Origin of the sequence: Cerasicoccus sp. TK19100 (assembly GCF_027257155.1) — a bacterium.
Taxonomy (GTDB): domain Bacteria; phylum Verrucomicrobiota; class Verrucomicrobiia; order Opitutales; family Cerasicoccaceae; genus Cerasicoccus; species Cerasicoccus fimbriatus.
The window spans coordinates 264480-281494 of sequence record NZ_JAPWDU010000006.1; the positions used below are offsets into that span (position 1 = coordinate 264480).

13 protein-coding genes are annotated in these 17015 nt (G+C 59.5%); 5 read left to right on the forward strand and 8 right to left on the reverse strand.

Annotation, left to right across the window (positions count from 1 at the left end):
- Nucleotides 1-200: 200 nt before the first annotated feature.
- The 3 genes from dxr to uppS form a co-directional block, all read right to left on the reverse strand.
- On the reverse strand, nucleotides 201-1370 hold the full coding sequence (dxr, locus tag O3S85_RS16160) for a 1-deoxy-D-xylulose-5-phosphate reductoisomerase (protein WP_269541748.1): 1170 nt from the start codon (nucleotides 1368-1370) through the stop codon (nucleotides 201-203).
- A 260-nt stretch (nucleotides 1371-1630) separates the two neighbouring features.
- Entirely contained in the window at nucleotides 1631-2428 is a 798-nt protein-coding gene (locus O3S85_RS16165; RefSeq protein ID WP_269541749.1) for a phosphatidate cytidylyltransferase, read from the reverse strand.
- Nucleotides 2425-3183 carry an undecaprenyl pyrophosphate synthase gene (gene uppS / locus O3S85_RS16170; protein WP_269541750.1) on the reverse strand — a complete coding sequence of 253 codons (759 nt, stop codon included), beginning with the start codon at nucleotides 3181-3183 and terminating at the stop codon, nucleotides 2425-2427. The genes O3S85_RS16165 and uppS overlap by 4 nt, the downstream gene beginning before the upstream one ends.
- Nucleotides 3184-3449: 266 nt before the next feature.
- Here uppS and O3S85_RS16175 point away from each other — a divergent pair, with 266 nt between their 5' ends.
- Together O3S85_RS16175 and O3S85_RS16180 are read left to right on the forward strand one after the other, a co-directional pair.
- Nucleotides 3450-5015, forward strand: coding sequence for an arylsulfatase (locus tag O3S85_RS16175; protein ID WP_269541751.1), 1566 nt, complete (start codon nucleotides 3450-3452; stop codon nucleotides 5013-5015).
- Nucleotides 5016-5068: 53 nt separating this feature from the next.
- Entirely contained in the window at nucleotides 5069-6037 is a 969-nt protein-coding gene (locus tag O3S85_RS16180; protein WP_269541753.1) for an HAD family hydrolase, read from the forward strand.
- 6 nt (nucleotides 6038-6043) lie between these two features.
- Here O3S85_RS16180 and O3S85_RS16185 read toward each other — a convergent pair whose 3' ends face one another.
- From O3S85_RS16185 to O3S85_RS16200, 4 genes are read right to left on the reverse strand one after another with little or no spacing between them, the layout of a single operon-like run.
- Complete coding sequence (locus O3S85_RS16185; protein ID WP_269541754.1) at nucleotides 6044-7606, reverse strand: glycerol-3-phosphate dehydrogenase/oxidase; 1563 nt, start codon at nucleotides 7604-7606, stop codon at nucleotides 6044-6046.
- Between the two features lie 45 nt (nucleotides 7607-7651).
- Nucleotides 7652-8893 carry a carbohydrate porin gene (locus O3S85_RS16190; RefSeq protein WP_269541756.1) on the reverse strand — a complete coding sequence of 414 codons (1242 nt, stop codon included), beginning with the start codon at nucleotides 8891-8893 and terminating at the stop codon, nucleotides 7652-7654.
- A gap of 39 nt (nucleotides 8894-8932) precedes the next feature.
- On the reverse strand, nucleotides 8933-10429 hold the full coding sequence (glpK, locus tag O3S85_RS16195; RefSeq protein WP_269541758.1) for a glycerol kinase GlpK: 1497 nt from the start codon (nucleotides 10427-10429) through the stop codon (nucleotides 8933-8935).
- Between the two features lie 30 nt (nucleotides 10430-10459).
- The gene (locus tag O3S85_RS16200) at nucleotides 10460-11206 is read right to left on the reverse strand and encodes an MIP/aquaporin family protein (RefSeq protein WP_269541760.1); all 747 of its coding nucleotides are present in this window, start codon (nucleotides 11204-11206) and stop codon (nucleotides 10460-10462) included.
- A gap of 267 nt (nucleotides 11207-11473) precedes the next feature.
- Between O3S85_RS16200 and O3S85_RS16205 the strand changes: the two genes are divergently transcribed.
- From O3S85_RS16205 to O3S85_RS16215, 3 genes are all read left to right on the forward strand, one after another.
- Nucleotides 11474-12247: a DeoR/GlpR family DNA-binding transcription regulator gene (locus tag O3S85_RS16205; protein WP_269541762.1), complete on the forward strand. Its 774-nt coding sequence runs from the start codon at nucleotides 11474-11476 to the stop codon at nucleotides 12245-12247.
- Between the two features lie 190 nt (nucleotides 12248-12437).
- Nucleotides 12438-14282 (forward strand): ankyrin repeat domain-containing protein, encoded by a 1845-nt coding sequence (locus O3S85_RS16210; protein WP_269541764.1) that lies wholly within the window; start codon nucleotides 12438-12440, stop codon nucleotides 14280-14282.
- A 190-nt stretch (nucleotides 14283-14472) separates the two neighbouring features.
- A complete protein-coding gene (locus tag O3S85_RS16215) occupies nucleotides 14473-15171 on the forward strand; it encodes a GntR family transcriptional regulator (RefSeq protein WP_269541766.1) in 699 nt (232 codons plus the stop codon).
- A gap of 38 nt (nucleotides 15172-15209) precedes the next feature.
- On the opposite strand, the gene atzF is transcribed toward O3S85_RS16215, so the two are convergent.
- Nucleotides 15210-16979 (reverse strand): allophanate hydrolase, encoded by a 1770-nt coding sequence (gene atzF / locus O3S85_RS16220; protein WP_269541767.1) that lies wholly within the window; start codon nucleotides 16977-16979, stop codon nucleotides 15210-15212.
- Between the last annotated feature and the right edge of the window lie 36 nt (nucleotides 16980-17015).

Sequence of the window (17015 nt, forward strand, 5' to 3'; positions counted from 1 at the left end):
CTTTGGCCTCTGTTGATCCAGCTGTCCAATATAGGTCGGATCGGTGTAGGTCATGCATTCAGCCGTTGTCACTCTGGCGGCGGAGAACCTAGAAGGGCTTCGAGCAGTTTTGTCAGTTGGAGTCGGCAAAGCGGTAAGAGGCCGCTTCTACTTCCCATTTGCGCAATGCGCAAATCTATGGATGCAACCGCAGGTTGCCGCTACGCGTGAACGCTGGTGAAAAACGTCTGGGCCAGGCGGCGCGCTTCGGCGTCGGCGTGGAGGATTTCGTCAAGGCCTTGCGGGTCGCAGGCGGGGACGGCGGCTAGGGTCTGCTCGATGATGCGCGGGATGTCACAGTAGCCGATTTTATCCGCCATGAAGGCGTCGACGGCGATCTCGTTGCTCGCATTAAACACGGCCGGTGCAATGCCTTCGGCGTCCATGGCTTCCATCGCGAGGCGCAGGCAGGGGAAGAGCTCGTAGTTCGGAGGACGGAAGTCGAGGCTGAGCATTTTCGTGAAGTCAACGGTCGCGTCCACGCCCTCCGCGCGCTCCGGATAGAGCAGCACGTGCTGGATCGCAAAGGTCATCGACGGCGGGCTCAGGTGCGCGAGGATGGAGCCGTCGACATACTGCACCATCGAGTGGACGATGCTTTGCGGGTGCACGACGACCTGGATCTGGTCGCGGCCCTTGCCGAAAAGCCAATGCGCCTCGATGACTTCCAGGCCTTTGTTAGCCATGGTGGAGGAGTCGATGGTGATCTTCGGGCCCATGTCCCAGTTCGGGTGCTTGAGGGCGTCGGCCTTGGTGACCGACTTCATTTGCTCGGCGGTAAACTCGCGGAACGGCCCGCCTGAGGCGGTCAAAATCAGCTTGGCGACGTCGATATCGCGCTCGCCCTGAAGGCATTGGAAAATGGCGTTGTGCTCGCTGTCCATCGGCAGGATGCGCACACCCTTGGCCTTGGCGGCGGCCATGACGACCTTACCCGCCATGACGAGGATTTCCTTGCTCGCGAGGGCAACGTCTTTACCGCATTCGATTGCGGCGAGGGTGGGCTTGAGCGAGAGCGTGCCGACGATCGCGGTGACGAGCATATCCGCTTCGGCGAGGCAGGAAATGGCGGTGAGGCCTTCGAGCCCCGGATAGAAAGTCGTGCCCTCGGGGAAGAGTCCGCTCTGCTCGGCGGCGCGGCAGTTTGCCTCGTCGAAAATGGCGACGTGCTTCACATCGAACTCGTGGGCGATCTCGGCCAGCTCTTTCCAGCGGTTACGCCCGGCGATGCCGACGATGTTCAGCTTGTCCGGGTGCTTGGCGACGACGCGTCGCGTGCTTTCGCCAATGGACCCCGTGGCCCCGAGTAATACAATGTTCTTTGCAGCCATGCGGTTTCAGAGGATCAGTAGTCAGCGCCCGGTGGCAACGGTTTTTTTCTGCGCTTCAAAGGTAGCTGTAGAGGGGAGAGTGCGTGGGATGCACTGACTCGCACAGATTGTAATCTGGGCGCATTAGGTGGTCACGTCGTAATGTAGGGCTCGCGCTTGCGCGCCGCCGCATCCTGCTGGCTAAGAGGCAATGGCGGCGTCGCGCAAGCGCGAGCCCTACATTACGACGTGTTCTGAAATGAGGCTAAATCGTGTTCAGCTCAATACACGTATTTAAACAGCAGAAACGCCACGGGGCCGCAAAGGACGAGGCTGTCGATCAGGTCGAAGGCGCCGCCGATGCCGGGGATGACGTTGCCCGAATCTTTGACGCCGGACCAGCGCTTGAGCTGGGATTCCAGCAGGTCGCTGATGATCGCAATCGCGCCGATGGCTGCGCCGATGAAAATCGTTTTGAAGATCGGCATGTCGAACGGGATCAGGCTCTTGAAGGCGAGCGAAAGGATGATCCCCACCAGCGCCGAGGCAATGACGCCGCCTATCGCGCCCTCGATGGTTTTTCCGGGGCTGATGGCGGGCGCGAGCTTGTTTTTGCCGAACTTTTTGCCGACCAGCAGGCCGCCGACGTCGGAGAATTTCGCCACGGCGATCACCCATACCGGCAGGAATAGCGAGCCCCACTCGGCGAGCATCAGGCCGTAGAACTGGAGCAGGAACGGCAGGTAAGCCAGGCCGAAGAGGGTCGGCATGAAGGTCTGCCCGATCTTGGGTGCTGACAGCAGCGAGAGCGACAGGATGATCAGCGCGATGGCCGGCGCTTCCATGGCACCACTGACGGGCAGAAAATACGAGGCGAGGATCACGCAGACGCCGAGCACGAGGCCCAGGACCTTGAGCGGGCGCGCCTTGCCGCCGATTTCGAGCAGGTTGTAGAGCTCGTATTGCGCGAGCGCGGTGATTGCCGCGAGCAGCACGAGGCCACCGAAGCTCTTAAAGATGACCAGGACCAGGATGATGCCTAACCACAGGCCGACGGTGCTGAGGATGCGCGCCTTCACGAATTAGCAATCGCGTGGTCCGATGGTTGCTGGACTTGCTCGCCGGTCTTGCCGAAGCGGCGCTCGCGTTGCTGGTAAGACTCGACCGCTTCGATGAAGTGCTCGCGGCCGAATTCCGGCCAAAAGACCGGGCTAAAGTAAAGTTCCGAATAGGCGCATTGCATGAGCAGGAAATTGGAAATGCGGCTTTCGCCGGAGGTGCGGATCAGTAGGTCGGGGTCGGGGACGCCCTTGGTGTAGAGGTACTTCTCGAAGTGCGGCCAGTCGAGGTTGCCGGGGTCTTCCTTGCCCGCGACGACGGCCTCGGAATAGGCACGCACGGCGTCGAGCACCTCGGTACGGGAGCCGTAGTTGAGCGCCACGTTGAGTTGGCGTTCGGTGAAATGGGCAGTCTCGTCGAGGGCCTTTTGCAGCGGCTTTTGCACGCGCTCGGGCAGCTCCTCGGGACGGCCAATGACGTTCAGGCGGACTTCGTTTTTGAGCAGGTCCTTGAGGTTGCGCTTCAGGAAGAGCTCCAGCAGATCCATCAGCGAGGCAATCTCGTCCGGCGGACGTTGCCAGTTCTCCACGGAAAAGGCGAACAGCGTCAAATGCTCCAAGTCCAGATCTTTCGCCACGCGGATGATCTGGCGGACATTGTCCACGCCCCGGCGGTGGCCCTCAATACGCGGGAGCCCGCGTTGACGCGCCCAGCGGCCATTCCCATCCATGATGATGGCAACGTGGCGCAGACGATTGGGACTCTGGGACGGCATGTGTTGCTTAGATTCGAATAGTCGAAGTCAGTTCCGCGAAAACCGGATTAAATGAATACTTTAGCCTGCCGAATGCGCTCAGCAATTGCAATATGAAATGAAAAATAGCGATCCTGCGGCTGGATGGTGAATGTTTTTTAGGCCTGTTTTAGGTGGTTTTAGTTAGAAACAGCATGAATAATGCTTATGTGCGTATTTTAGGGTCGAATCTATCGTTTAGTTAGTAATAATGGCGGGGCCAAACGAACCCTACACGTTACATTGCTATGAAAATGAAACCCCTACTGCTGGCGTTGTGCGCTGGCTTAACTGCGCTAAGCGCATCAGCCCAAGACGCGAAAAAACCGAATATTCTCGTTATCTGGGGCGACGACATTGGGATCACCAATATCAGCTACAACAGCCACGGGCTGATGGGCTACCAGACGCCAAATATCGACCGCATCGCCAGCGAAGGCATCGGCTTCACGGACTATTACGGTCAGCAATCCTGCACCGCCGGTCGCGCGGCCTTCATCAGCGGCTCGGTGCCGGTGCGCTCGGGCATGACCAAGGTTGGGCTGCCGGGCGCCAAGGAAGGCTGGCAGAAGACCGACTGCACCATGGCCACTGTCCTCAAGAGCCAGGGCTACGCCACGGGGCAGTTCGGCAAAAACCACCAGGGCGACCTCGATGAGCACCTGCCGACGATGCACGGCTTTGACGAGTTTTGCGGCAACCTTTACCACCTCAACGCCGAGGAAGAACCGGAAAATGCAGACTACCCGGCGGACATGGTCATGGCCGACGGCCAAACTTTTATTGAGAAATTTGGCCCGCGCGGCGTCATCAAGTCCTTCTCGGACGGCAAGGGCGGCCAGACCATTGAGGACACCGGCCCTCTCACCAAGAAGCGCATGGAAACCATCGACGAGGAAACCCTCGCGCTGGCCAAGGACTTCATCAAGCGCAAGAACGCCGCCGGCGAGCCTTGGTTCTGCTGGTGGAACGGCACGCGCATGCACTTCCGCACGCACGTGAAGGAAGAGCACCGTGGCATTTCCGGCCAGGACGAGTATTCCGACGGCATGGTCGAGCATGACATGCACGTGGGCGAGCTGCTGGCTCTTCTCGACGAGCTCGGCATTGCTAACGACACCATCGTCATGTATTCCACGGACAACGGCCCGCACTACAACACTTGGCCCGACGCCGGCACCACGCCATTTCGCGGGGAGAAGAATTCCAACTGGGAGGGCGCCTACCGCGTGCCTTGCTTCGTTCGCTGGCCCGGAACTTTCCGTGAAGGCGAGTGGCTCAATGGCATTGCTTCGCACGAAGACTGGCTGCCGACCTTTGCCGCTGCTGCGGGCAACACGGAGATTAAACAAGAGCTGCTCGACGGTGTGGACCTTAATGGGCGTTCCTACCGCAACCACATCGATGGCTACAACCTGCTGCCGTACCTCACAGGCGAGGTCGAAGAATCGCCCCGCAAAGAGTTCTTCTACGTCAACGACGACGGTGCCATCGTGGCCATGCGCTATGACGCATGGAAGGCTGTCTTCCTCGAAAACCGTGGCGAGAAGTTCGGCGTGTGGATGGAGCCGTGGGTCGAGCTGCGCGTGCCGCTGATCTTCAACCTGCGCCGCGATCCATTCGAGAAGGCCCAGCACAATTCCAACACTTACTACGACTGGCTCCTCGAGCGCGCCTATGTGCTCGTGCCGATGCAGGGCATGGGAGCGAAGTTCCTCCAGAGCATGGCGGACTACCCGCCCAGCCAGACCGCCGGCTCCTTTAACCTGTCTAAAATTCAGGAGCAGATCGAAGCCAATATGACCGGCCACTAATTCGTTTTAACCACGGTCGCAGTCTTCGGACTGCGGCCATTTTTTTATCCGTTATGAAATACCTGATAGCCGTTCTCTTTTGTGCGGTTGCGCTCTGCGCCGACCCGTTGCCCTCGTGGAATAAAACTGACTCTAAGAAACAGATTATCGGCTTCGTCGAGAAGGTCACTGATCCGAAGTCGCCGGACTTTGTCCCGCGAGATGAGCGCATCGCCGTCTTCGATAATGACGGCACGCTGTGGTCGGAAAGACCGGTCTATTTCCAACTGATTTTCATCTTCGATCAGATCAAGAAAATGGCACCAGATCACCCGGAGTGGCAGACCCAGGAGCCGTATGCATCAGTGTTGAAGGGCGACTACAAGTCAGCGCTTTCGGCCAAGGAAGAAGCGCTGGTCGAGATGGCCCTCGTGGCCCACAGCAATATGACGGGCGCGGAATTTAAGCAGGCCGCGCGTGCGTGGCTCGACTCCGCCGAGCACCCCAAGACGGGCATGCTTTACAAAGAGATGGTCTTCCAGCCGATGCTGGAGCTATTGGCCTACCTGCGAGCCAAGGGCTTTAAGACTTTTATCGTGTCCGGTGGCGGCGTGGATTTCATCCGTGTGTTTGCTGAGGAAACCTACGGCATCCCGCCGGAGCAAGTTGTCGGCACCACGCTCAAGGCGAAATACGAAGTCCGCGATGGCAAAGGCGTGCTCGTCAAAGAGCCCGAGATCGCACTGATCGACGACAAGGCGGGCAAGCCGGTGGGCATTTATCAGTTTATCGGTCGTCGCCCGATCTTTGCCGCGGGTAACTCCGACGGCGATTTTGAAATGCTGGAATACACGACCACGGGGGAGGGCCCTCGCTTCGGCATGCTCGTCCACCACAACGACAGTCAACGCGAGTGGGCCTACGACCGGGAGTCGCACGTCGGCCAGCTCAACCGCGGCCTTGACGAAGGCCCTGATCGCGGCTGGCTGATTGTGGATATGAAGAACGACTGGGCGAAGATTTATCCGTCCGTTGCCGACTGATTACGGCTAGTTCGCAAACACGTAACCCTTGGCCAACGCTTGGTATTCGGTGACCTGCGTGGCCTGCCATGCCTGATCCTGGCCCAGCTCTTGAGCAAGGATCTCGGCGACGGCGGGTGCCGCTTCGATGGAAGCCTTGGCATTGAGCAGGAGCGAACGCGTGCGGCGGGCGAGGACGTCTTCCACCGTGCGCGCCATTTCGTGCCGTGCGTGCCAGACGACTTCGGCCTTCGTGACGTTGAGCGCCGGGTGAACTTTGTCCTGCAAAGTAACGTCGGCATTCATCAGCTCGCGAATCGGTTGCGCATCAGCACCGTAGGGCTTCAGGTTGCTTTCCTTGATCGATGCCTGAGTCCAGCCGTGGATTTGCAGCTCCTTGGTTTGGCATGGTTTGCTTTCAAACCCGCCAAGCGTTTCAGCCTGGTCAATGACGTCCTCGGCCATCTTGCGGTAGGTCGTCCACTTGCCGCCGGTCAGCGTGATGAGTCCGCTGCCACTGACCATAATGGTGTGGTCGCGTGACAGAGCGGCGGTGTCGGAGCCATCGCCGGCTTTCACCAGCGGGCGCAGGCCAGCGAAGATGCTGAGCACGTCGGAATCGGTTGGGTCCTTGGCCAGGTATTTACGCGCGTGGCTCATCACGAAGTCGCGTTCTTCTTGCAGGGCGCGCGGTTCGAGCGAGTGACTGTCCAGCGGCGTATCGGTGGTGCCGACGACGACGTGATCGTGCCACGGCACAGCAAACAGCACACGGCCGTCAGCGGTCTTTGGGATCATGATCGCGGCGTTGCCCGGCAGGAATTCCTTGGGCAACACGATGTGAATGCCCTGGCTGACGGCCACGATGTTCGATGCTTTGGCGTCATCCATACGGCGCACGTCATCGACGAAAACGCCGGTCGCGTTGATCACGCTGCGGGCGCGCACTTCGTGTTGTTCGCCGGTTTCGATGTCGTTCACGATGACGCCGGACACGACGTCGTTTTCCTTCATCAAGCCAACGCACTTGCAGTAGTTGGCCATGACCGCGCCGAGCTCGGAAGCCGTCTGCGCGAGGTTGACTGCGAGGCGCGAATCGTCGAACTGACCATCGTGGTAAATGACGCCGCCGATCAAATTTTTTTGCTCCACGGTCGGGATCTGCTTGATGGTTTCTTCGCGGCTTAAATGGCGCGAAGGCGCGAGGCCCAGCTTGCCGGCCAGTTGGTCGTAGACCTTCATGCCGATGCCGTAAAACGGGCCCTCCCACCAGGAGTAGTTCGGGATCACGAACGACTGCGAGTGTACGAGGTGCGGCGCATTGCGGGTCAGGCGGCCGCGTTCGCGCAAGGCTTCGAGCACGAGTGAGACGTTGCCTTGTTGCAGGTAACGCACGCCACCGTGCACGAGCTTGGTCGAGCGGCTGGACGTGCCTTTGGCGAAGTCGGCCTGTTCAAAAAGCGCGACGCTGTGGCCGCGGGCGGCGGCGTCGACTGCGGCACCGAGGCCGGATGCCCCGCCGCCGATGATGACCACATCGAACGGCTCACTGGCGTTGCGGATGCGGTTGATTGAGCTATTGCGATTCATGAGAATCTTTCGTTGTTGATTGAATGATCGTGTATGAGGCGAGTCTTAGAAATCGATGACGTTGCGCACGCCGACGAGGTAAACGGGATCACGCGCGGCATTGCCGTTGGGGTTCACGACCACCTGGAAATCCGGCTGCACGGTGAACCATGGCGTCACGCGCGCCTTGTAAGTGACTTCGACCGTGAACTCGTTGCCGGACGAATCATAGCCCGGCGCGGCGAGCGAGTTTGAATAGTCGTCGCTGAGCCAAGCGGCGATGAGTCCCACGCCTGCTTCGTCAATCGGCCGCGCTTCAAACGGGCCAATTGCGCGGATCATCGCCGTGGTTTCAAAGTGGTAAACATTCACCTCTTCCTTCGGCGCATAGTTCAGCGAAAACGAGGCGTCCACATGACGTTCGCCGGAATCGTTGAGGTTCCAAATCGTCTGCCCGACGTTGGCGTAAAACAAGGTGTTGCCGCGGCTGCGGTTGGCGGAGTTGACCTCGTCAAACGTGCCGAAGTTGTGGTGCAGACCAGCCTTGGCGTAGCCCGGATACTCGTCGCCAAAATCGTAGCCAACTTCGCCAGCGATCGCAACCGGGCCGTCCCAGGTAAAGTCCGTGCCGATGTCGTCAAAGATGATTGCGTTCAGATTGTTCGAGTTGAATACACCACCTTTGAAATACAGGCCAGCGGCGTCGGTGTCCTCAAACGGACGCAGCGTGACCACCGCACCCAATTGCTGCGCGGGGTCAAACGGCAAACCGGCGGCGAAGAGCAAGTTGGGAATGTAAACGAGCTCATCGTTCATAAACGTGCCGCCGTAGGGCTGCGCACCGAAGTTGCCCACGCCGTCGACCTTGCCCACACGGTAAGTCACGAAGTTATCGAAGAGCGATTGCTCGAACCAGATGTTCGCAAATCGCGTGGTATCGACGCCTTCAATCGAGCTGGGATTCGTCAACACGCCAAAGCGACTGCGGTTGTAATTTTTGCCATATTGCGAGACGCCACCCACGGAGACTTTGGCGTTTGGCAAGCCCACGAGTTTGTCGAGGTCGAGGTTGATCGTGGCGCGGGCGCGTCCAAAATACGTGCCGCCACTGGCGAGGGCGCCGGCGATGTCGTCGTAGTAATCGAAGGTGTTGTTGAAGTCGAAGCTCACGCCTTCGTCTTCGAGGTCGGTGCGCACGCCATACCAGTCACCCAGCATGTGATCGCGGGTGAAGAAGTCCTGGTCGTCGGCGGCGGCGCTGCCGACGAATGTCGCCAGGCAGGCCATGGGAATTAGATGTTTTTTCATGGGTGGGGTGTTGGGGGTTGGGTTGCCAGCGGGCCGGTTTTATTCCTCCCAGGCTTTGGCGCGTTCGAGGGCCTTGTTCCAGCCGAGGCGCAGGGTGTCCATGTCTTTGGGGTCGCGCTCCGAATCGTATTTTTCGTCCACGAGCCAGTTGTTGGTAATGTCGTCGCGGCTCTTCCAATAACCAACGGCGAGACCGGCGAGATACGCGGCCCCCATGGCGGTAGTTTCGGTGTTTTTCGGGCGGACGACTTGCTTGCCAAGTAGGTCGGCTTGGAACTGCAAGAGTGGGTCGCTGCGCGAGGCACCGCCATCGACGCGGAGCTCCTTCAGGTTTAGCCCGGAGTCTTTCTCCATGCAGGTGATCAGATCGGCGCTTTGGAAAGCAATGGCTTCCAGCGCAGCGCGGCAAATGTGCGCGCGGTTCGTACCACGGCTGATGCCTAGCGCGGCACCGCGGGCATAGGGGTCCCAGTGAGGCGCGCCGAGGCCGGCGAAGGCGGGCACGAGAAACAGTCCACCGGCGTCGGGCACCGTGGCCGCCAATTCATCCAGCTCTTGCGCGGTGCGGACCATCTGCAGCTCGTCACGAATCCACTGCACCACGGCACCCCCGATGAAGACCGAGCCCTCCAGCGCATACTCCGTGCGGTCGCCAATTTTCCAGGCGACGGTGGTCAGCAAGTTGTTCTTGGAACGCGGGATTTCCGTGCCGGTATTCATCAGCAGGAAGCAGCCCGTGCCGTAGGTGTTCTTTGCCATGCCCGGAGTGAAACAGGCCTGGCCGAACAGCGCGGCTTGCTGGTCACCCGCGACGCCCGCGATGGGGATGCCGCCGAGCGGAAGCTTCGCGTCGACCTTGCCATAGACCTCGGAGCACGAGCGCACCTCGGGCAGCATGTTGCGTGGGATGTCAAACAGCTCTAGCAGCTCGTCGTCCCAGTCACCGGTTTCGAGATTGTAGAGGAGGGTGCGGCACGCGTTCGTGACATCGGTCATGTGGACCTTGTGGCCGGTCAGTTGCCAGATGAGCCAGCTGTCGACGGTGCCAAAGAGCAGCTTGCCCTGCTCGGCGAGCTCGCGGGCACCTTTTACATTTTCGAGAATCCAGCGGATCTTGGTGCCGGAGAAATACGGGTCAATGCGCAGGCCGGTCAGTTGAGACACCCGCTCCTCATGGCCGGCGTTGCGCAGCTCGCGACAATAGTCAGCCGTGCGGCGGTCCTGCCAAACGATGGCGTTGTAAACGGGTTTGCCGGTCTCGCGATTCCAGACGATGGTGGTCTCGCGCTGGTTCGTCACGCCGATGGCGGCAATGGAATCGGCGGTAAGGTCCATGCGCGATAGTGCCTCCACGGCAGTTGCGCTTTGGCTGGACCAGATTTCCATGGCGTCGTGCTCCACCCAGCCGGATTGAGGGTATATCTGGCGAAATTCCTTCTGTGCTATCGAGCGAATCGTGCCAGACTGATCGAAGATGATGGAGCGTGAGCTGGTGGTGCCTTGGTCGAAGGCGAGGATGAATTGTTCGTTTTTCATAGGGTTGCGTGGTCGAGATTTAGGGGTGATTTAAAAACCGAGTGCGTGGAACAGCTGTGCGCCGATTACGCCGCCGATCAGGGGCGCAACAATCGGCACCCAAGAGTAGGCCCAGTCACTGCTACCCTTGCCATGAATTGGCAGGACAGCGTGTGCGATGCGCGGACCGAGGTCACGCGCGGGGTTAATGGCGTAGCCGGTCGGGCCGCCTAGCGAAAGACCGATACCGAGCACGAGCAGACCAACGAGGAACGGGCCAAACCAAGTGCCAACGGCGGCCTCCCACGCGTCCGCACTGGCGTCACCGCCCAGGCCGATTTTACCAAATGACAGGATGCCAAACATGAGCACGGCCGTGCCGATGACTTCCGTCATGAAGGCTGGGCCAAACTTGCGAATGGCGGGCGAGGTACTGTGGCAGGCCAGCTTGAGCCCGGCGTCCTCGGTTTCGCGCCAGTGTGCGAAATAGGTCAGATAGACCAAGACTGATCCAGTGAAGCCGCCCGCGATCTGGGCAGCGATGTAGCCCGGGACTTTGGCCCATTCAAACGCGCCAATGCTAGCCAGTGAGACCGATACAGCCGGGTTAATGTGGGCACCGGAAATCCGGCCGACTGCATACACGGCGCAGGCGACCGCAAAGCCCCAGCCGACCGTGATGACGATCCAGCCGCCATTTTGTCCCTTGGACTTGGCGAGCAGGACGTTGGCAACAACGCCGTTGCCGAAAAGAATCAAAATTGCCGTTCCGATATATTCGGCGAGGTATTCATTCATGAGGGGATGGGTTGGGTTTTCGAGATTGAAGCAGGGTAACGACTAACAACGAAACACGCACTTATTAGTTTTGCAAGTCGTTTATATTCATTTTGTTATGTAATTTAAATTCTTGCGAATCCCAAAAGAAGACCTGGCTGGTGTTGCCAATTCGCTGCAAAACGAAGCGAACAAATGCGAAAACTCAGATTTTCCCAAGAAAGCCCAAACGATTTGCTTTTGTTTCCCAATTGGGCTCTAATGTTGGGCAGAAGCTTTTTTCGTAAAATGTCCCCCCAACAGCGCCAGGAAACCATCCTTCGCCAGATCGAACGCGAGGGATCGGTTCGCAGCCTTCAGCTCGCGAAATCGCTCGACGTGACCCCGGAAACGATTCGCAAGGATCTGGAGCAGTTGGCGTCGACCAACCGCGTAATCCGTACCCACGGTGGGGCGACCCGCGCCACCGACGCCCATCACGATCTCCCCCTGCCAGCGCGACAATGGGTCAACCGCGAGGAGAAGATTATCGTCGCGCGTGCGGCGGCGGCCCTCGTGCAGCCCAACGATACCATCTTCCTCGACGCCAGCTCGACGGTCCTGCTCATCGCGGAATATCTGCCGGAGATCCCGCTAACGGTCCTGACCAACGCGCACCATGTTGTCGTCGCGCTCGGCGGGCGCAGCCAGTGCGACCTCATTTGCACGGGCGGCAATTACGAGGACCGCTCACGCTCCTACGTAGGGGCCATGGCCGAGGACGCCCTCAAACGCTTTGCGATCAAGTGGCTCTTCTTGGGGGTAGACGGCCTGCACCCGGAGTTCGGCGCGAGCGAGGTCAACCCCGGCCAAGCCGTCCTCAAAGAGCGACTGCTCCCGCGCGCGGAACACGTCTGCATTGTTTGCGACTCGACGAAGCTTGGCCGCAAGAGCCCGTTCATCTTTGCGCAGGTCAATCAGTTCGACGTCCTTGTCACCGATAGCCACGCTCGTGACACCGACCTCCAAGCCTACCGCAACGCTGGCATCCGCACCGTCATCGCGCCAATTGAGGGCGAGTAGAAAGACAATAGGTTGAGCCGAACCTCCCTTTGCCCTTGACCCAACCGGCTGGAAAGCGCTGAATCGTAACCGCGTTTGAGGACGCATCCTGTCCGCGGGAAGGGTTCAACCCACCTTATCCAAAACACAGTTACATAAACCGTTTCTGCCCGTCTTAGCGGACGCCGGGTTTTACCAGAAAGGGTTTATTATGTCCACACCACGCAAGCGGCTTCCCGTGAAGCCCTCCGCCGAACACCTGCGCAAGCAGGCCAAGCGCCGCCACAAGCTGGCCCCCGAAAAACCGCTCTCTGAGCACCAGCACGCGCTGGCCTATGAATATGGCTGCAAAAGCTGGGCGCAGCTCATGCACATGGTCGAGACCATGCTCCGGGGCTCCGACCAGCTTTCCAACGTGAAATACGAATGGGAAGCCCTGCCCAAGGCTGCCAAGGAACGCGACGAAGCGCGCATTCGAGAAATTCTGGCTTCGGGTGAGTTCACGCAGCACGATCTGGATGTCGCCTTGGTGCAAACGGTGATCCCGGCTCCTCATTTGGCAGAGCTGCTCATCGAGCACGGCGCGGATGTCGACGGCCAGTATGGCAGTGACTACGGGCCCATCGTCCTCGTTTATGGCGAATGTCAGGAGCCGGACGGGTTCCAGTTTATGGCTGATCATGGTTGCGACCTCACTTTCTCGCCGCTGTCGTCGAAATACGGGCCAGCCAGCCCAATGCTGAGCGTTTTGAAAACTTACATGCGCGCCCGCAACGAGAAGAAGCATCGCTGTATCCAACTGCTGGAGCAGCACGGTGCATGGATGCCGCCCGCCGACCAGGTTACGCCTGCCATGTGGGCCATTCACAAAGGGGATGCCCAAGTGCTTGCTCGCTTCATTGATCAAGACCGTAGCCTGTTGACGCGCACCTTCCCGCAAATGGACTATGGGAACATCGGTCTGGCGGGTGGCACGTTGCTCCATATGGCTGCCGAGTATGCCGAAATGGAGTGCCTCGATGTCCTGATCGACCGGGGGGCGGACATCAACATCCGCGCGGAAGTCATCGACGGCGTAGGCGGGCACACGCCCATTTTTCACGCGGCGCAAAACTATCCATATTGGAAAACCGATGCGTTACCTTATCTGGTCAAGCGGGTAGGGGAGTGGCTGGACACGTCGATCCGGGCAACCGTGAAGCAGCATGGCAAAGTCGTTGGCCAAGTCAGCGTTATGGAGCTCTTTAAGGATGAGAAAGAAGTGATGGCGCTGCTCGAACCGCTCGATATTAAAACCCGCTTGAAAGAGGCCCTGCGCAAGGGCGATACCACTGCGGCGCAAGCGCTGCTGGCGGCCCATCCGGAAAGCCTCGGTGCCGACCTTTGGCCAGCAGCGATTTTTCAAGGAAAGAACCTCGCTTCCACTAAGCTGCTGGCGCAGGCCGGTCTTTCGGTGGATGAATGCACCGCACCGCGTAAGCCCTTGCACCTGGCAGTTTATCAGTATGCCACGGAACTCGTCGACTACCTCTTGGAAGCGGGTGCCGACCCCAATCAACGCAACCCGCTCGGCGAAACTCCGCTGGAGCTGCTCAACGTCTATGATCCGCGCCCAATCAACGACCCGGCTGTCCTCGCGATCCGTGAACGGCTGCTCTCCACAGGGGCCGAGGAAAGCATCTTTAGCCTGATTCGATCGGGCTCGCTGGGGGCATTGAAAGATGCCATCGCCGATCAACCCGCGCTTTTACAACAGCGGGTTCCGGTAGACGACCTTTGCCCGCTTTCCGTCGCCTGCGTTGCGGGTCGACTGGAAGTCGTCAACGCGCTGCTCGCTGAGGGTTGCCCCGCGGACGCGCCGAATCGATTGGGCAACACGCCGCTCTGGTTTGCCGTGGGTGGTTTTGCTTCTGCCGAAGTCATAAGCCAGATCGCCCAACGCCTTCTCTCGGCGGGTGCTCAGCCTAATGCGCCCTGCGAAGAGGGCGCCACTCCGCTTAGCCGGGCGGAGTCACTAGGGCTCGCTCAACTGGCCAAGCAGTTACAAACAGCTTGATGGGTTCGCTCGGGACGCCGATCCTTCTTGTTGAGTCCATCGTTGGCCTTGAAGTGCGGTCTTTGGGCCGGCCAGCTTATTATGGCCGGCTAACCGCTTCAGGAATCGAGCTGGGAATTTCTCCTGGTTGAAGCATCGAGAAGGACAATTTTGCGTTGCGAACGAGATCGTATACAATATCTGTAGTGTAATGCCTTTGCAATCCCGGAGCAAGACCCCACGCCGTAACCGCAGTGAAGATGTTTATAATACCTTGGAGAGACGCATACTCGCCTGGGAATACCCTCCCGGTCACCGGCTTAAAGAAGACGAGCTCTGCAAAGAGTTTAACGTAAGCCGAATCCCCATACGCGAGGCGCTTAGCCGCCTGAGCCAAATTCACCTTGTCGAGCGCAAGCCCAACGTCGGTTGCACGGTGAAGCGTTGGAGCGTCAGCGAGATTAACGACCTCTACGAGCTGCGTATCGCCCTGGAAAGCTATGTGGCCGAAACGCTGGCCAAGGACCCGCCACCCGAGGAAGCTTTTGTCGAACAACAAGCCGCCTGGCGGCAGCACCTGGAAGCATCCAAGCGCAAAGGCTTTCCTGAAAAAAACTGGTTCAAGGCCGACGAAGCATTTCACGAAAGCCTAGTCATTGCGTTGGGCAATCAGCAGATACTGAACATGCTGCGCGACATCAATTCCCGCCTGCGGTTCCTGCGCGTCAAAGACATCACGAACGCCCAGGTCCTCGCCGATAGCAGTAAGCAGCACCTCGCGATCATGGACGCCATCCTGGCCGGCGACGCAGAGCTGGCCGTCGCCACCGTCCGCTCCAACATCCGCATGGGCAAAGACAACGTTAAAGCCGCCCTACAAGACGTCCTCCTGCGGGCGTTCGAGGTGTAGGCGGGGGGCGGTCGGTTCAAGGTATCGCCCTCATCTGCTTAGCCGCGGGCGATGTAATTGCGCCAGGACTTCAGCTCAGTGATTTCTTCGGCGTCGCCGAGGGCATGGGCTTCGGCAATGAAGCCCATCGACTGGCGGCCGCCGCTCAGGAAGACCTTCCCCAGTCCCAAGGGCTCGCCAATGCCCGCCAGGAAGCTGCCAATCGTTTCCAGGGGCAGTTGCCACACCTCCACCTCGATTGCTGCGCCGCCTGAGGGCACGCGCACCAGCGCCGGACGCTTCACTTTGCCATCCAAAGCATACATGCGGTAGACCGGCTCGGTTTCCGTGGCTTCGAGGAGCACGCCACCCCGCTCAGTGAGCTGGTAGTTCAAGGGCATGCCGCTCAAGTGCGCGCCGCAGACGACCAGCGTGCCGGTGTCTTCCGAGTCGGCAATCGCGGGCGTGTAGGCCGGGACGGGCACCTTGCCCGCGCCCATGCTGAGCCCCGTCTTCGCGTGAAACTCTCCGGCGAGCGCCAGCAGGTTCGCATCTTCACCGGCGAACGAAAAGAACGTCACGCCGTGGGGAATACGATCACTGCGGAACCCGACTGGCGCCGCGATGGCCGAGAGGTCCAAGAGGTTCATGAAATTGGTGTAGAAGCCCAAGTTCGTGTTGAGCTGTATCGGGTCCTTGAGCAGTTGCTCGATCGTGTAAACCGTGCCGCAAGTGGGCGTCATGACTGCGTCGACCGTGGTCAGGATTTCGTCGGCTGTGCGCTTGAACGCCTTGAGCTGATACTCGGCGCGGAAGAAATCCACCGCCGTCGAGTTGCCGCCCTGGCAGACAATTTCCCGCGTGACGGGGTGCAAGTGCTCAGGCGTTTTCTCAATCAAGTCCTGCAGCACCAGGTAGCGCTCGGCCAGCCAGGGGCCATGGTAGAGCAGGCGCGCGGCTTCCTGGAATGGCGCGAAGTCGATCTCGACGACCTCGTAGTCCAGCTCGCGCAGGATGTCGACGGCCTTGAGGAAAATGGCTTCCGTTTCCTGGTCGCCAAAGTACTCCAGCTGATCCGCCTGTGGGATGCCGATAACGCGCTTTGGCTCGGCGATGCTCAGCTCGTAATCAACGGAATACGGGTCCTCCGCATCGAAGGCGCCGGCCACCGAGAGCACCGTGCTGGCGTCGCTGCAGCTAAGGGTGAAGATCGAAATGCAGTCCAGACTGCGGCACGCCGGGAGCAGCCCCGTGGTGCTCAGCAGGCCGCGGCTCGGCTTGAGGCCGACGAGGTTGTTTAAAGATGCCGGCACCCGGCCCGAGCCCGCCGTATCGGTGCCAAGGGAAAAGGACACGAGCCCCTTGGCGACTGACACGGCCGAGCCCGAGCTGGAGCCACCGGAAATATAACGCGGGTCAAACGAGTTGGACGGAATCCCGTAGGGCGAACGCGTGCCCACCAGCCCTGTGGCGAACTGATCGAGGTTCGTCTTGCCTATGGGAATGGCCCCGGCGGCGATCAACCGCGCGACGACGAAGGCCGACTTTTCCGGGATAAAGGAAAACTCCGGGCACGCCGCTGTGGTCGGCACGCCGACCAAATCGATGTTGTCTTTGATCGCAAACGGGATGCCGTAGAGCGGCAGATCGTCGACCGACTTGCCCGCCAGCGCATCCACGTAGGGCGCCAGCTCCTCGTGCGAGAGCACATGAATCCAGATCTTGGGGTCTTCGGCTTTGATCAGCGCCAAGACCTGCTCCACCACGGCGCCTGGAGTCAGCGCGCCATCGGCGTATTGCTTGCGTAATGTGGGTATCGAAAAATCCATTATAAACAAATTTTGTTACAATTAAGAAAATAGCAT

Bases quoted from the DNA above. Each gene is read 5' to 3' on its own strand.
- dxr (WP_269541748.1), bottom strand. From the start codon at position 1,370: ATGGCTGCAAAGAACATTGTATTACTCGGGGCCACGGGGTCCATTGGC.
- uppS (WP_269541750.1), bottom strand. From the start codon at position 3,183: ATGCCGTCCCAGAGTCCCAATCGTCTGCGCCACGTTGCCATCATCATG.
- O3S85_RS16175 (WP_269541751.1), top strand. From the start codon at position 3,450: ATGAAAATGAAACCCCTACTGCTGGCGTTGTGCGCTGGCTTAACTGCG.
- O3S85_RS16180 (WP_269541753.1), top strand. From the start codon at position 5,069: ATGAAATACCTGATAGCCGTTCTCTTTTGTGCGGTTGCGCTCTGCGCC.
- O3S85_RS16185 (WP_269541754.1), bottom strand. From the start codon at position 7,606: ATGAATCGCAATAGCTCAATCAACCGCATCCGCAACGCCAGTGAGCCG.
- O3S85_RS16190 (WP_269541756.1), bottom strand. From the start codon at position 8,893: ATGAAAAAACATCTAATTCCCATGGCCTGCCTGGCGACATTCGTCGGC.
- glpK (WP_269541758.1), bottom strand. From the start codon at position 10,429: ATGAAAAACGAACAATTCATCCTCGCCTTCGACCAAGGCACCACCAGC.
- O3S85_RS16200 (WP_269541760.1), bottom strand. From the start codon at position 11,206: ATGAATGAATACCTCGCCGAATATATCGGAACGGCAATTTTGATTCTT.
- O3S85_RS16205 (WP_269541762.1), top strand. From the start codon at position 11,474: ATGTCCCCCCAACAGCGCCAGGAAACCATCCTTCGCCAGATCGAACGC.
- O3S85_RS16210 (WP_269541764.1), top strand. From the start codon at position 12,438: ATGTCCACACCACGCAAGCGGCTTCCCGTGAAGCCCTCCGCCGAACAC.
- O3S85_RS16215 (WP_269541766.1), top strand. From the start codon at position 14,473: ATGCCTTTGCAATCCCGGAGCAAGACCCCACGCCGTAACCGCAGTGAA.
- atzF (WP_269541767.1), bottom strand. From the start codon at position 16,979: ATGGATTTTTCGATACCCACATTACGCAAGCAATACGCCGATGGCGCG.